This window comes from Amycolatopsis roodepoortensis (genome assembly GCF_024628825.1).
Taxonomy (GTDB): Bacteria; Actinomycetota; Actinomycetes; order Mycobacteriales; family Pseudonocardiaceae; genus Amycolatopsis; species Amycolatopsis roodepoortensis.
The window spans coordinates 7117182-7130200 of sequence record NZ_CP102415.1; the positions used below are offsets into that span (position 1 = coordinate 7117182).

Here is a 13019-nt window from a genome sequence, read left to right on the forward strand (position 1 = left end):
CGGTACATGAAGGCCCCCTTCCTTGCGCCAGGCGCAAGGAAGGGGGCCTTCATGTACTTGGGCGGGACCGATCAGCCGTACTGGGTCGAGCAGACCGCCGAGCTCTCCAGGTAGCCCTTCCGCAGCGCCTCGATCCGCTCGAAACCGTTGTCCACGCGCTTGCCGTTGACGTCGGCCGAGACCAGGCTCTCCGGGCTCAGCAGGTCCGAGATGGCCTCGTCGAGGTCACCGGAAGAGAGCCGCAACGTCGCGCCGGGCACGGTGCTGGCCTTCGCCCAGGCGCCGACCAGGCAGGCGGTGCGCAGACCCGCGTTCGCGTTGTCGATCGACGCGCCGACACCCTTCTGGATGCCCATCGCGTACCGGGACGCGATTTCCGAGAACGCGGCGAAGTCGCCCTTGCCCTCGCTGTGCCCGCTTTCCCATTCCTCCTGCTGGTCGACCGGCTGGGCGAGCTCGCGCAGCTTGGCCAGGTCGATGCTGACGGTGTTGTTCGACGGGCAGTACGACGCGGGCGGGGTGCTCGGGCCGCCGGGGCAGCTGCCGTTGCCGTCCTCGGTGATCTCCGGGCCAGGGACGCCGGCGCCCACGAAGGCCTTGTCCAGGCTCTCCTTCAGGATCCCGATGATCTTCAGGTCGAGCTTCGCGTCGCCCTTGCCCTTGTCACCCTTGTCGAACGGGCGCTCGGTGATCCGCGCCTTGATGTTGTCCTCGTTCATCGCCGCGCATTCCTTCGGGCCCTTCTCGAACCCGACCTGGAACGCGTACGTGCGGTCGAACGCCGTGCCGTGCGCGCCCTGTTTGGTCGCGCTGGTGCCCGCCTGGTCGCGGATCAGGAACAGCGACGCCATGACCTGGTTGAGGCCCTCGGACGTGGAGACGCGGTAGAACTTGCTCTTGTCCTCGGCGACCCAGCGGAAGTAGCCGCCGGCGAAGCAGTCGGCCTGCTGCTCCTTGACGATCGACGGGGTGTTCTTCTTGATGCTGGCCTTCTCGCCGAGCCGGTACTGCACGGCGTGCCCGAGTTCGTGGGCGAGGACGACGGCGCCCGCCATCTTCCCGAACCGCTCGCGCAGCATCGGCAGCAGCACGCCGCGGTCCCACGCCACCAGGTCACCCGGCGGGCAGTAGAACGCGTTGACGAGCTTCTTGACGCTGCCGCATTCGGTCTCTTCGTCGTCGGTCTTCGCGCTGTAGGACAGCAGCGACTTCAGCGGCTCGTACGGCTGCCCGAAGTCGCGCGGCATGACCTCGGTCCAGTAGGCCTGCGCGTCGGCGATGGCGGCGATGGCGAGCTGGTCGTCTTCGGAGCCGTCCTCGTTGCGGACCTGCAGATCCGGCTTGGGCGCGTTCGGCTTCAGCCCGCTCTCGAAATGCGTGACCGGCAGCCCGGCGATGTCACCGGCGCCCGGCTGGCTGCCCTGCTGGCCGGTCGAGCTTCCCTTGTCGCTGCAAGCGCTCAGCCCGAGGGCCAGCACCGTCACGACCGCGATCAGAGCCGGGCGGCGTATGCCCCGCGCTCCCCCTTGGATCATGTTCACTCGCTTGTCGTCAGGGCCCCGACCGGGCCGCGTACTCCGGCAAGCAGGGACCCTACCCAGCGCTTATGGCCCGCGTGCAGGTAATCCCCGAAGTGGGTCTTGAGCGGGGCGGGGGCCGTGCCGATATGGTCGCTCTTCATGAGAGCAGTCCGCCGGTTCACCGTCCGCGCGAGCCTGCCGGAGTCGCTCTCCGGCCTCGGTGACCTCGCCACGAATCTGCGCTGGACCTGGCACCCGCCCACGCGCGACCTGTTCGCGTCGATGGACGCGGAGCTGTTCAACCGCGTCCGCGACCCGCTGCGGATGCTCACCGCCCTGCCACCGGCCCGGCTCGACGAACTCGCCGTCGACGACGCCTTCCTCGCCCACGCGCGCGAGGCGGTCGCCGATCTGGAGCGCTATCTCGCCGAGCCGCGCTGGTACCAGAAGCAGGACGACGCCGACCTCCCGCCCGCCGTCGCGTACTTCTCGATGGAGTTCGGGGTCACCGAGGCGCTGCCGAACTACTCGGGCGGCCTCGGCGTGCTCGCCGGGGATCACCTCAAGGCGGCGTCGGACCTCGGCGTGCCGATGGTCGGTGTCGGGCTGCTGTACCGCGCCGGGTACTTCCGGCAGGCGCTGTCGCTCGACGGCTGGCAGGTCGAGCACTACCCGGTGATCGACCCGAACGCCTTCCCGCTGGAACTCGTGACCGACGGCGGCAAGCCGGTGCTGGTCGACGTCGCGATGCCCGCCGGGCGCACGCTGCACGCCCAGATCTGGAAGGCCCGCGTCGGCCGGATCCCGCTGCTGCTCCTGGACACCGACACCGAGGCCAACGACGAAGACCTGCGCGCGGTCACCGACCGGCTGTACGGCGGCGACGCCGACCATCGCATCCGGCAGGAGATCCTGGCCGGGATCGGCGGCTTCCGCGCGGTGCGGCGCTACTGCGAGCTGACCGGGCATCCGCAGCCGAAGGTGTTCCACACCAACGAAGGCCACGCCGGATTCCTCGGGCTGGAACGCGCCCGCGAGATCATCCAGGCCGACGGGCTGGCGTTCGACGAGGCGCTGCCCGCCGTCCGCGCCGGCACCGTGTTCACCACGCACACCCCGGTCAGCGCCGGGATCGACCGGTTCCCCGTCGATCTGGTCCAGCGGTACTTCACCGACGGCAGGCTGGTCCCGGACGTCGACCCGCGCCGCGTGCTCGCGCTCGGCGCGGAGGACAACCCCGGCCTGTTCAACATGGCGCATATGGGACTGCGGCTCGCCCAGCGCGCGAACGGCGTCTCCGCGCTGCACGGCCGCGTGTCGCGGCGGATGTTCTCGCGGCTGTGGCCGGGATTCGACTTCGACGAGGTGCCCGTCTCGTCGGTCACCAACGGCGTCCACGGGCCGACCTGGGTGGCGCGCGAGCTGAGCGCGCTGCTCGGGCGCGATCACGAGGAGCTGGGTCTCGACGGCGCGCGGGGCAAGCCGCTGCGGGACGGCGTCAGCGACGAGCAGTTGTGGGCGCTGCGGCGGGAACTGCGCGAGAAGCTGGTCGCCGAGGTGCGGCGCCGGGTGCGGGCCGCGTGGATGCAGCGCGGCGCGTCCGCGCTCGAACTCGGGTGGACCGACACGGTCTTCGACCCGGACGTGCTGACCGTCGGCTTCGCGCGCCGCGTGCCGACCTACAAGCGGCTCACGCTGATGCTGCGCGACCCGGAGCGCCTTCGCGCGCTGCTGCTGGACGAGCGGCGTCCGATCCAGCTCGTCGTCGCGGGCAAATCGCATCCGGCCGACGAGGGCGGCAAGCAGCTGATCCAGCAGATCGTCCGGTTCGTCGACGATCCCGAGGTCCGGCGCCGGATCGTCTTCCTGCCGGACTACGACATGTCCATGGCGCGCTACCTCTACCGCGGCTGCGACGTCTGGCTGAACACGCCGGTGCGGCAGCTGGAGGCGTGCGGCACCTCGGGGATGAAGTCCGCGCTCAACGGCGGTCTCAACCTGTCCATCCGCGACGGCTGGTGGGACGAGTGCTACGACGGCAGCAACGGCTGGGCGATCCCGACCGCGGACGGCGTCACCGACCCGCTGCGCCGTGACGAACTGGAGGCCGCGGCGCTCTACGACCTGCTGGGTCACCAGATCGCGCCGTTGTTCTACGACCGCGGCGCCGACGGCGTTCCCGGCGGCTGGATGTCGATGGTGTGGCACACGCTGGAGACCCTCGGGCCGCGCGTGCAGGCCGCGCGGATGGTGCGGGAGTACGTCGAATCGGGTTATCTGCCCGCCTCGCGCATGGTCGCCGAAGCCACGGGTGACGGATACCGCGGCGCGCTGTCGCTGGCCGACTACCGGACCAAATTGGACGTCGCCTGGCCGCGGGTGCGGATCTTCGACACCGAACTGCTCGTCGAGGGTTCCGCGCCGATGGTCACCGGGACCGAGGTGACCATCCGGGCGCGGATCGACCTCGCCGGTCTCGAACCGTCCGAAGTGGACGTTCAGGCCGTCGTCGGGAAGGTGGGCGACGGGGACGAACTGAGCGACCCCGTCACCGTCCCCATGTCGGGCGACGGGATCGGCGCGTTCGCGGCGCGGCTGAAACTGCCGCATCCGGGCTCCATCGGTTACACCGTCCGCGTGCTGCCGAAACACCGTCTGCTGGCGACACCGGCGGAATTGGCGCGGGTCGTCCACGCCTGAATCACCTCAAGAAAGGCGCACCGGTCCCATGCGGGTACCGGTGCGCCGAGACGTATCCGGCGTACCGCGCGTATTCCCATGCCTGGGCGAACTGAACGAGTTCCGCCCGGCGGCGCTGATGCCACCGTGCCGAAACGAGCCAGCCGGCCGCGGCCCCGAGCAGCATCGCCAGCCCGACGATCACGACGAGTTCCATTCCGTACTCCTGATTCCTGGCCGCTCGATCAGCGGCGGTCGCTCCGACGCTAAGCGGATTGATCGTCTTCGCGCACCCTCTGCCGGGCCTTGGCCAGTAAGTGGTCATGAGACGTACGTACGGTTTTCATATGCCACGGATTGGTCACCGGCGTTCGTTGTCAATTCGGTGGCGAACAAAAGGGGGTTCGAGCCCTGATGGTGTCCAAAAAATGGCAAAAGTGCAGGTGAAAGGCGCTTTATCGGGCGCGTGGGGGCGATTCGTGCGGCATATTGTGATCGCCTAGGCTCTTCGTCCTTGAGGTCGCGCAGGGGAGGAATAGTGACTTCGACGAGGAAAAGAAAAAAGCCCGAGGACAGTGTGCTCGGCATCCACAAGCGCAATGGCATCTGGCAGGACGGGCTCGCCAGGGTGATGGGCCCGGAGCTGCTCGAACGCTGGGGGATCGCGGAAGACGCCGAGGCGTCGCGCGTGCGGGAGATCGCGCTCCTGCGGTTGAGCCGTGTCCTGAGGCAGTTCCCGAAAACCGAAATGCATCTGATCGTCTGGACCGCGTACAACCTCGGCGCCGCTTCGCCCGACGAGGAGAGCGGCGTCGTCCGGCGGCTCGAAAAACTGGTCGAACAGGACGGCATCGGGTACAGCGTCCGGACCTGCACCCGCCGGTTCAACGACACTTTCCTGCCTGCCGTCGTGGACAGCCTGAGCGCGGAACAAAGCGCGATCACCGACGAGGACCTCGCCCGGGCTTCGCGCTGGCTGGCCGGGAACATCCGGCCCGAGCCTCCGGAACCCGCCGTGGTCGCCGACGGACTGTCCGCCGCGATCCGAGGGTTGCGGACCCCCATGGACCCGGTGCTGAAGATGTTCCTCGACGGCCCTGTCCACGGCCCCGCGGACCGAGACGGTGTACCCCTCGCGGCGAAGCTCGATACCCGGGGCGAGTGGCTGTGCGTCTTCACCGGAGAGCGCCTGCTGGCCGCCTATCGCGAGTCCACCGGTGCGGGCTGGGCCCGGATCGGCCGGTGGACCGGTCGTGAGGTCGTGCGGACGGCGGCGGGCCGCATCTTCCCGACCGGGATCCTGATCGATCCGAGTCCGGTGCTGGGCGCGGGGGCCGACGCCACGCTCCCCCTTCCTCCGGCGGAGATCGACCGGCTCGCCCGTGAGTGCTGACCCGAGACGAGGACACCGGACATGTTCGATTTCGAGGCCGTTCCCGGCGAGCTCGGCCGGGCGGGCGACCGGCTCCACGACATCACCGAGATGATCACCAGGCAACCGGCGCTGAAGTTCAAGGCCACGGCGAGCGAAGCGGGGGACCCCGTGCTCGTCGCGGCGCTGGAGAGCTTCCAGGAGGCTTCCGCGCACAGCGTCGCCGTGCTCGCCGAGGATGTGCGGCGCCTCGGGGACCGGCTGGGCGAGGCTGCGCGCGCCTACCGGAACGGCGAAGAAGCGGCGATCGAGAAGGTCACTGCGATCGGGGCCGCCGAAAGCCTTGCCCGGCGGACCGGCGACTCGGACGACGGCACCATCCGGGCCGTTCTCGGCTGAGCGAACAGGACGGACGATGAAGCCGGAAGACCCGGACGGGGCGAGCGCGCCCTGGACGGCCGGGACGGTCAGCGTGCTCCGAAGCGAGGCGGAGCGCTTGCGGGCGGTTTCCCGGACGCTGGAGGACCAAGCCGTCGAGGTGCGCCAGATCGATCCTCATGGCTGGTCCGGCCCTGGACATGACGCGTATTCGGGCCGTCGGACCGAGTTGGCCGCCCGGTGCCGGATGGTCGCGGAGGAGCACGCCCGCGCCGCGCGGGCGCTGGACGATTACGTGGCGGTCCTGGAGCAGTTGACCCGGGCCGCGCGGGACACCGCGGATCCCGCGCTCATCCGAGGGTTGATCGCCCAGCGGACCGAGGCGGCGGCACGGGCCGCGGCCACGCTCACCGAAGTGGGCAGGGACCTCGCCGCGTTGAAGACGGTGCTCGGTGAGGTCGACCGGCGCGTGGTCCAGGAATCCCGGCCCGCGCCTACCGCTGGGCCGATTTCACCGACGCCCGACACCGGCCCGGACCAGACTGAACTGGTGCCCGCTCTCCTGCTGGCCGATCCGGTCGAATTCGACCGGCGGGCGCAGGGACTGAGTGACGCCATGTGGCGATTCTGGTCCATGCCCCCGCTTGTCAAGCCGGTGGCGAACAGAGGAAACCTCTGATCTTCGATTTACGCCGGACAATGCGGAACGGCCTGGTGAAATACACTTTGCCGGGCCCTTCCCGAATGGCGGAGGAATGGTGGCTTCGGCTAAGGAAACGAAAACCTCGCGCAGAGCCAAGGACCGGCTGCACCATGTCCACGCCCGCGCCGGGATCCGGCAGGACGGGCTGCGCCACGCGCTGGGGCCGGAATTGCGGGGCATTTGGGGGATCGCCGAGGACGCCGATCCCGGCCGGACGCGGGAAATCGTCCTTCTGCGGCTGAACCGCGTTCTCGATCGGTTCGCCGACCCGCTCATGCCCGAGATCGTCTGGACCGCCTACAACCTCGGCGTGGATCCGGTGCACGGCGGGGCGGGCATGGTCGGCCGGATCAGGACCATGGTCGGCCGCGGCCGGGTGCCGGTCTCCGAGCGCACCTGCACCCGGCGGTTCTACGACTTCCTCGGCAGCGTCAAGAACAGCCTCGACGGTTTCCAGGAGGACCTCACCGGCGAAGACTTCAGGCTCGCTTCGCGGTGGATCGCCGAGAACGTCCGCCCCGAGCGGGAACGAAGCCCGCGCGAGCCCGTCCCCTCGGTCATGCGGATGTTCCTCGACGGCACGGTGTGGGGTCCGGCGGACGAGGCGGGCGCCCCGGTCCCGGCCCGGCTCGGCGCGCACGGCGACTGGCTCTGCGTCTTCACCGACGAGCGATTGCTGGCCGAGTACCGCGCGGTCACCGGCGCGGGCTGGGGCCGGATCCGGCACCGGACCGGCCGCGAGGTCGTGCTCGCGGCCGCCGGCCGCGCCGCGGCGACGGGCGTGCTGGTCAACCCCAGGCCGACGCGGGGCACCGGGATCCACGCCGCGCTCCCGCTCTCCCCGGAATCGGTCGCCAGGCTCGCGGTCCGGCGGTAGCGGATCAGGGAACGGCGGGGGTGCCGCCTTCCCGGACCGGGAGCCCCGCCGAACGCCAGGCCCGGAACCCGCCTTCGAGGTCGGTGGCACCCGGCAGGCCGAGCCGCTGCAGGTCGGCGGCGGCGAGGCTCGAGGAGTACCCCTCGTTGCACACGACGATCACCGTCGAGTCCGGTTTCACCTCCGGCAGCCGCCATTCGCTGTCCGGCGCGAGCCGCCATTCGAGATGGATCCGCTCGACGACCACCGAGCCGGGGATCTCGCCCTCTTCGGCCCGGTTGACGTGCGGGCGGATGTCCACGATCAGGGCGCCGTCCCGTTGCAGCCGCAGTGCCCGCTCGGGCTCCGCCCGGTCCAGTCCGGCCCGGGCGGTGGCCAGCAGGCTGTCGATCGCGCTCATCGGCCCAGTATCGGGGCCAGCGAGGGGATCTCGGCGGGAACGTCGGCGAGCGTGGCGTATTCGCGGGTCGCGACCAGCGGCGGCGAGTAGGCGTGGACGCTGGCGGCGGGCTCGGTGCCGATGCCGGTCACCTGGTGCGCGCGCCCCGCGCCGAAGCCGATGCCCTCGCCCGCGACGTGGGTGCGGCGCCGCACCGGGCCGCCGGGATACCGGTACTCCTCGCCGATCTCGCCCTGCAGCACGGTGAACGAGCCGGACGCGCCGCCGTGGTCGTGCGGTTTGGTCTGCTGGCCGGGCAGCCACGACAGCAGCCACAGCTCGACGCCGTCGGTCAGCGCGAGCCGCGCCCACCAGCGGTGGTCCGGGTCGAAGCGCAGCAGGCCGCGCAGGCCCGAGGTCAGCTCGGTGGTGACCGTGGAGGTCAGCTCGGCCAGTTCGCGGGGCGTCCAGAGCAGACGGTCGGGGTGCAGCAGATCGGGGAGCAGCGGGTCGGCCAGCTGCGGGTGGATCTCGAAATCCTGGCGGGGCGTGATGGACGTGGTCACGGAAAGGCTCCTCGTGAAGGTTCGCGGGCGCGGAAGGCAGGGCGCGGCGCGACACGGGGAGTGCCGTCGGAAGAGGAACTCAGCCGTGTCGCGCGGTGGTACACCCGCACGAGGCGACGAGGAGCAGGTCGATGGCCCGGCGGCGCCAGAAAGAGCCCCCGATGACGGGGAAGGCGGCGGACACGGACCTGATCACGTCGCCGATGGTGCCACAGCCACCGCGCGCGGGTCGCTTCGTCCCACTTCCTGGACCAGCCGCTTTCCCCCGACCGGCGGCCCGGTGCACACACGCGCGCGAGTGCGGACACAATGGGCGCGTGAGCGAGCCGATCCAGCCCAGCGAACTTGACGACCTCGTGGTGAGGATGACCGGTGTCGGGGTCCGCCGAACAGGCAACGACCTCCTCGCCGACCTCGATTGGACCGTGGAACTGGACGAGCGCTGGGTGGTGCTCGGCCCGAACGGTGCGGGCAAGACCACCCTGCTCCGGCTGGCCGCGGCCGAGCTCCACCCGACCACCGGAACGGTCGACCTGCTCGGCGACCGGATCGGCAAGGTCAACATCTTCGAGCTGCGCCCGCGGATCGGGTTCACCTCGGCCGCGATCGCCCAGCGTGTGCCGGGCGAGGAGCGCGTCGTCGACGTCGTGGTGAGCGCCGGTTACGCCGTCGTCGGCCGCTGGCGTGAGGAATACGACAGCCTCGACACCGACCGCGCCATGGAGCTCCTCGGTGCCCTCGGCATCGCGCACCTGGCCGACCGCACCTTCGGGACGCTGTCGGAGGGCGAGCGCAAGCGGACGCTGATCGCGCGGTCGCTGATGACCGACCCGGAGATGCTGCTGCTCGACGAGCCCGCCGCCGGGCTCGACCTCGGCGGCCGCGAGGACCTCGTCGCCCGCCTTTCCGAGCTGGCCCTCGACCCGGAGGCTCCGGCCATGGTGCTCGTCACCCATCACGTGGAAGAAATCCCGCCGGGGTTCACCCACGCGCTGTTGCTGCGCGACGGCCGCGCGGTCGCCTCCGGTCTCGTGGACGACGTCGTGACCAGCGACAACCTGTCCAAGACGTTCGACCAGGACCTCCTGCTCGAACGATCCGGTGATCGCTTCTTCGCCCGTCGCCGCTGACGGGTCGTACTGACCGGTAGCCTGCACTCTGTCTTGGACGGTTAAGGAGGACGGCGTGGGAGAGTTCGTAAGTCTCGAGGTCGAAGGCGGGGTCGGCACGATCCGGCTGGACCGCCCGCCGGTCAACGCGCTGAACAACCAGGTGCAGGCCGAGCTGGCCGAAGCGGCCCGTGAGGCCTCCGAGCGTGACGACGTGCGCGCCGTGATCCTCTACGGCGGCGAGAAGACCTTCGCGGGTGGCGCGGACATCAAGGAGATGGCCGAGCGCACCTACCCGGAGATCGCGAAGTTCGGCGCGGCGCTGACGGCGTCGCTGGCCACCATCGCGAACATCCCGAAGCCGGTCGTCGCGGCCATCACCGGCTACGCGCTGGGCGGCGGCCTCGAACTCGCGCTGACCGCCGACCGCCGGATCGCCGGTGACAACGTCAAGGTCGGCCAGCCGGAGATCCAGCTCGGCGTCATCCCCGGCGCCGGCGGCACGCAGCGCCTGGCGCGGCTCATCGGCCCGAGCAAGACCAAGGACCTCGTGTTCACCGGCCGTTTCGTGAAGGCCGAAGAGGCCCTCGCGCTCGGCATCCTCGACGAGGTCGTGGCGCCGGACGACGTCTACGCCGCCGCGCACAAGTGGGCCTCGCAGTTCGCGAACGGCCCGGCCGTGGCGCTGCGCGCCGCGAAGGCCGCCATCGACGGCGGTCTCGACACCGACCTCGCGAGCGGTCTCAAGCTCGAATCCCACCTCTTCGCCGCGCTCTGGGCGACCGAGGACCAGCGCAACGGCATGAAGTCGTTCATCGAAAACGGCCCTGGCAAGGCCACCTTCGAGGGGAAGTAAGCCCGATGACGCAGGTGAACGATCCGGCGCCGAATCCGCACGCCACCGCCGACGAGGTCAAGGCCGCCTTCGACGACCCCAAGCTCGCCAACGTGCTCTACCACGACTGGGAAGCCGGGACCTACGACCAGAAGTGGTCCATTTCCTACGACGAGCGCTGCATCTCCTACGCGACGGACGTGTTCAACGCCGTCGCCGGTGAGGACGGCCAGCCGTACCCGACCGCGATGGAACTGGGCAGCGGCACCGGTTTCTTCCTGCTGAACCTGATGCAGGGCGGGGTGATCAAGAAGGGTTCGGTCACCGACCTCTCGCCGGGCATGGTGCAGGTCGCGCTGCGCAACGCCGAGAACCTCGGCCTCGACGTCGACGGGCGGGTCGCCGACGCGGAGCGGATCCCGTACGAGGACAACAGCTTCGACCTCGTCGTCGGGCACGCCGTGCTGCACCACATCCCGGACGTCCGCGCGGCGTTCGCCGAGGTGCTGCGGGTGCTGAAGCCGGGCGGCCGGTTCGTCTTCGCGGGCGAGCCGACGAAGGTCGGCGACTTCTACGCCCGCAAACTCGGCCAGATCACGTGGTACCTCACCACCAACCTGACCAAGCTCCCGGTGCTGAACGGCTGGCGCCGCCCGCAGGAGGAACTCGACGAGTCCTCCCGCGCGGCCGCGCTTGAGGCCGTGGTCGACATCCACACCTTCGACCCGTCCGAACTCGAGTCGATGGCCCGCGGCGCGGGCGCGCAGGATGTCCGCGCGGTCACCGAGGAGTTCGCCGCCGCGCTCGCGGGCTGGCCGATCCGGACCTTCGAAGCCGCCGTGCCGCAGGAGAAACTGACCCTGCGCTGGCGTCTGTTCGCGTACCGGCTGTGGCTGCGGCTGTCCGCTTTGGACAAGAAGCTGCTCGCCAAGGTGCTGCCGCGCGAGCTGTTCTACAACGTGATGATCACCGGTACCAAGCGATCGTAGGTTGCCGTACCAGTTCACCCTCGACGACGTCGCCTTCCTGCGCTCCGGCGCGGGAAGCGCGGCGCTCGCCGAATGCTCTTCCCTGCCGCTGACCGACAAGACCCGCATCGCCGACGTCGCCGCCGTGCGCCGGATCGCCCCGGACCACGCGGCCGCGGTGCTGGAAACGGTGGTGCTGCGGCGGAAGTCGTCGTACAAACTGGACGCCGCGGGCTCGTGGCTGTTCACCGGCGACGCCCTCCAGCAGGCCAGCGCCACGCTGGTCGCCCGGCACCGGGCCTCCCGGCTGGCCGGTCGTGACGTCCACGACGTGACGTGTTCCATCGGTGCCGACCTGATCGAGATCGCCCGCGTCGCCGCCAAGGCGCTGGGCTCGGATCTGGACGACGTCCGGCTGGCGATGGCACGGCACAACGCCGCCGAGGCCGGGGTTTCGCCGGCGTTGCTCAGGGCCGACGCGTTGCGGCCGGTCAGCCGGGCCGCGGTCGTCGTCGCCGACCCCGCCCGCCGTGACTCCGCCGGGCGCCGGGCGTGGAAACCCGCCGACTTCCTGCCACCGCTGGACGGCCTGGTCGACGCCTATCCCGGACGCGAGCTTTCGGTCAAATGCGCGCCGGGCCTCGATTTCTCCATCGCGCCCTGGGCGGACGAGGTCGAACTGGTCTCTTTGGACGGTCAGGTCCGCGAGGCGTGCCTGTGGCGCGGAGTGGGCTCGACGGTGTCGCGCCGGGCGACGGTGTTGCGTTCGGACGGTACACAATGGACGGTCACCGACGCCGATCCCGACGAGATCCCCGCGCGTGAGCCGGGCGAATGGATCGTCGACCCCGACGGCGCCGTCGTCCGGGCCGGGCTCGTGCGGCACTACGCGGCGCGGCACGGTTTGTGGCAGCTCGACGAGCGCATCGCGTACCTGACCGGGGACACCCCGCCGCCCGGGATCCGGGCGTTCCGGGTGTTCGAGCACGGACCGTACAGCGAGAAGAACCTTCGCGTCCTGCTGAAGAAGCACGACATCGGCCGATTGGAAATCCTCGTCCGCGGGCTCGACATCGACCCGGACGCGTTGCGGCGCAAACTGAAGCCCCGCGGTGGCGAGGAAGCGACTCTGGTGCTGACCAGGATCGGTCGTTCCGGAGTGGCGTTCCTCTGCCGCGCGCAGCTACCCGCCTGAGGGAATATCCGCGCGGCCGGCGTCGCTGTGCCCGGTATCGGAAACCCTCGAGGGAGCTGATCCATGTCTGACAAGAAGGTACTGAAGCCCAGCGCCGAGCACCCGATCACGGTGGAGCCGAACAAGGCGCGGGTGGTCGTCACGGTGGGTGGGAAGGTCGTCGCGGACAGCGCGAACGCGCTCACGCTGCGGGAGGCGAACTACCCGCCCGCGCAGTACATCCCGCGCGCCGACGTCGACTTCGGCCTGCTGGAGCGGACGGACCACTCGACGTACTGCCCGTTCAAGGGCGACGCGTCGTACTACAGCATCCGCACCGGTGACGGCGTCGCCGAGAACGCGGTCTGGACCTACGAGGCGCCGCACGACGCGGTCGCCGAGATCAAGGACCACGTGGCGTTCTACCCGACGAAGGTGGACGCGATCGAAGAGCGCTGA

The 13019-nt window shown here is 70.1% G+C and carries 14 protein-coding genes; 10 read left to right on the forward strand and 4 right to left on the reverse strand.

All coding sequences use genetic code 11. The annotated features are described in order from the left end of the window. Positions 1-71 precede the first annotated feature (71 nt). On the reverse strand, positions 72-1541 hold the full coding sequence (locus NQK81_RS34115; RefSeq protein ID WP_257484735.1) for a neutral zinc metallopeptidase: 1470 nt from the start codon (positions 1539-1541) through the stop codon (positions 72-74). A 138-nt stretch (positions 1542-1679) separates the two neighbouring features. On the opposite strand from NQK81_RS34115, the gene glgP reads away from it, so the two are divergent. After that, the gene (gene glgP / locus NQK81_RS34120; RefSeq protein WP_257484736.1) at positions 1680-4220 is read left to right on the forward strand and encodes an alpha-glucan family phosphorylase; all 2541 of its coding nucleotides are present in this window, start codon (positions 1680-1682) and stop codon (positions 4218-4220) included. A gap of 1 nt (position 4221) precedes the next feature. On the opposite strand, the gene NQK81_RS34125 is transcribed toward glgP, so the two are convergent. After that, positions 4222-4416, reverse strand: a complete 195-nt coding sequence (locus tag NQK81_RS34125; protein ID WP_192743073.1) for a LapA family protein — start codon at positions 4414-4416, stop codon at positions 4222-4224. A gap of 321 nt (positions 4417-4737) precedes the next feature. On the opposite strand from NQK81_RS34125, the gene NQK81_RS34130 reads away from it, so the two are divergent. The 4 genes from NQK81_RS34130 to NQK81_RS34145 all read left to right on the forward strand — a co-directional run bounded on the left by NQK81_RS34130 (position 4738) and on the right by NQK81_RS34145 (position 7529). After that, on the forward strand, positions 4738-5592 hold the full coding sequence (locus NQK81_RS34130; RefSeq protein WP_257484737.1) for a hypothetical protein: 855 nt from the start codon (positions 4738-4740) through the stop codon (positions 5590-5592). 21 nt (positions 5593-5613) lie between these two features. Then, positions 5614-5970 (forward strand): DUF6317 family protein, encoded by a 357-nt coding sequence (locus tag NQK81_RS34135; RefSeq protein ID WP_257484738.1) that lies wholly within the window; start codon positions 5614-5616, stop codon positions 5968-5970. A gap of 16 nt (positions 5971-5986) precedes the next feature. Continuing rightward, the gene (locus NQK81_RS34140; RefSeq protein WP_257484739.1) at positions 5987-6628 is read left to right on the forward strand and encodes a putative T7SS-secreted protein; all 642 of its coding nucleotides are present in this window, start codon (positions 5987-5989) and stop codon (positions 6626-6628) included. Positions 6629-6704: 76 nt separating this feature from the next. Beyond that, entirely contained in the window at positions 6705-7529 is an 825-nt protein-coding gene (locus NQK81_RS34145) for a hypothetical protein (RefSeq protein WP_257484740.1), read from the forward strand. 4 nt (positions 7530-7533) lie between these two features. Here NQK81_RS34145 and NQK81_RS34150 read toward each other — a convergent pair whose 3' ends face one another. After that, the gene (locus NQK81_RS34150) at positions 7534-7929 is read right to left on the reverse strand and encodes a rhodanese-like domain-containing protein (RefSeq protein ID WP_257484741.1); all 396 of its coding nucleotides are present in this window, start codon (positions 7927-7929) and stop codon (positions 7534-7536) included. After that, positions 7926-8474, reverse strand: a complete 549-nt coding sequence (locus tag NQK81_RS34155) for a cysteine dioxygenase (RefSeq protein ID WP_126732851.1) — start codon at positions 8472-8474, stop codon at positions 7926-7928. The genes NQK81_RS34150 and NQK81_RS34155 overlap by 4 nt, the downstream gene beginning before the upstream one ends. 317 nt (positions 8475-8791) lie before the next feature. Between NQK81_RS34155 and NQK81_RS34160 the strand changes: the two genes are divergently transcribed. From NQK81_RS34160 to NQK81_RS34180, 5 genes are all read left to right on the forward strand, one after another. Further along, on the forward strand, positions 8792-9604 hold the full coding sequence (locus NQK81_RS34160; protein ID WP_126732852.1) for an ABC transporter ATP-binding protein: 813 nt from the start codon (positions 8792-8794) through the stop codon (positions 9602-9604). Between the two features lie 55 nt (positions 9605-9659). Further along, complete coding sequence (locus NQK81_RS34165) at positions 9660-10439, forward strand: enoyl-CoA hydratase/isomerase family protein (RefSeq protein ID WP_005167845.1); 780 nt, start codon at positions 9660-9662, stop codon at positions 10437-10439. 5 nt (positions 10440-10444) lie between these two features. Then, a complete protein-coding gene (locus NQK81_RS34170) occupies positions 10445-11407 on the forward strand; it encodes a class I SAM-dependent methyltransferase (protein WP_126732853.1) in 963 nt (320 codons plus the stop codon). Position 11408: 1 nt separating this feature from the next. Then, complete coding sequence (locus tag NQK81_RS34175) at positions 11409-12581, forward strand: class I SAM-dependent methyltransferase (protein ID WP_257484742.1); 1173 nt, start codon at positions 11409-11411, stop codon at positions 12579-12581. Positions 12582-12644: 63 nt separating this feature from the next. Beyond that, the gene (locus NQK81_RS34180) at positions 12645-13019 is read left to right on the forward strand and encodes a DUF427 domain-containing protein (protein WP_257484743.1); all 375 of its coding nucleotides are present in this window, start codon (positions 12645-12647) and stop codon (positions 13017-13019) included.

What these genes read in the sequence shown, in the direction of transcription:
- glgP (WP_257484736.1), top strand. Translation starts at nt 1,680, where the DNA reads ATGAGAGCAGTCCGCCGGTTCACCGTCCGCGCGAGCCTGCCGGAGTCG.
- NQK81_RS34125 (WP_192743073.1), bottom strand. Translation starts at nt 4,416, where the DNA reads ATGGAACTCGTCGTGATCGTCGGGCTGGCGATGCTGCTCGGGGCCGCG.
- NQK81_RS34135 (WP_257484738.1), top strand. Translation starts at nt 5,614, where the DNA reads ATGTTCGATTTCGAGGCCGTTCCCGGCGAGCTCGGCCGGGCGGGCGAC.
- NQK81_RS34140 (WP_257484739.1), top strand. Translation starts at nt 5,987, where the DNA reads ATGAAGCCGGAAGACCCGGACGGGGCGAGCGCGCCCTGGACGGCCGGG.
- NQK81_RS34145 (WP_257484740.1), top strand. Translation starts at nt 6,705, where the DNA reads ATGGTGGCTTCGGCTAAGGAAACGAAAACCTCGCGCAGAGCCAAGGAC.
- NQK81_RS34150 (WP_257484741.1), bottom strand. Translation starts at nt 7,929, where the DNA reads ATGAGCGCGATCGACAGCCTGCTGGCCACCGCCCGGGCCGGACTGGAC.
- NQK81_RS34170 (WP_126732853.1), top strand. Translation starts at nt 10,445, where the DNA reads ATGACGCAGGTGAACGATCCGGCGCCGAATCCGCACGCCACCGCCGAC.
- NQK81_RS34180 (WP_257484743.1), top strand. Translation starts at nt 12,645, where the DNA reads ATGTCTGACAAGAAGGTACTGAAGCCCAGCGCCGAGCACCCGATCACG.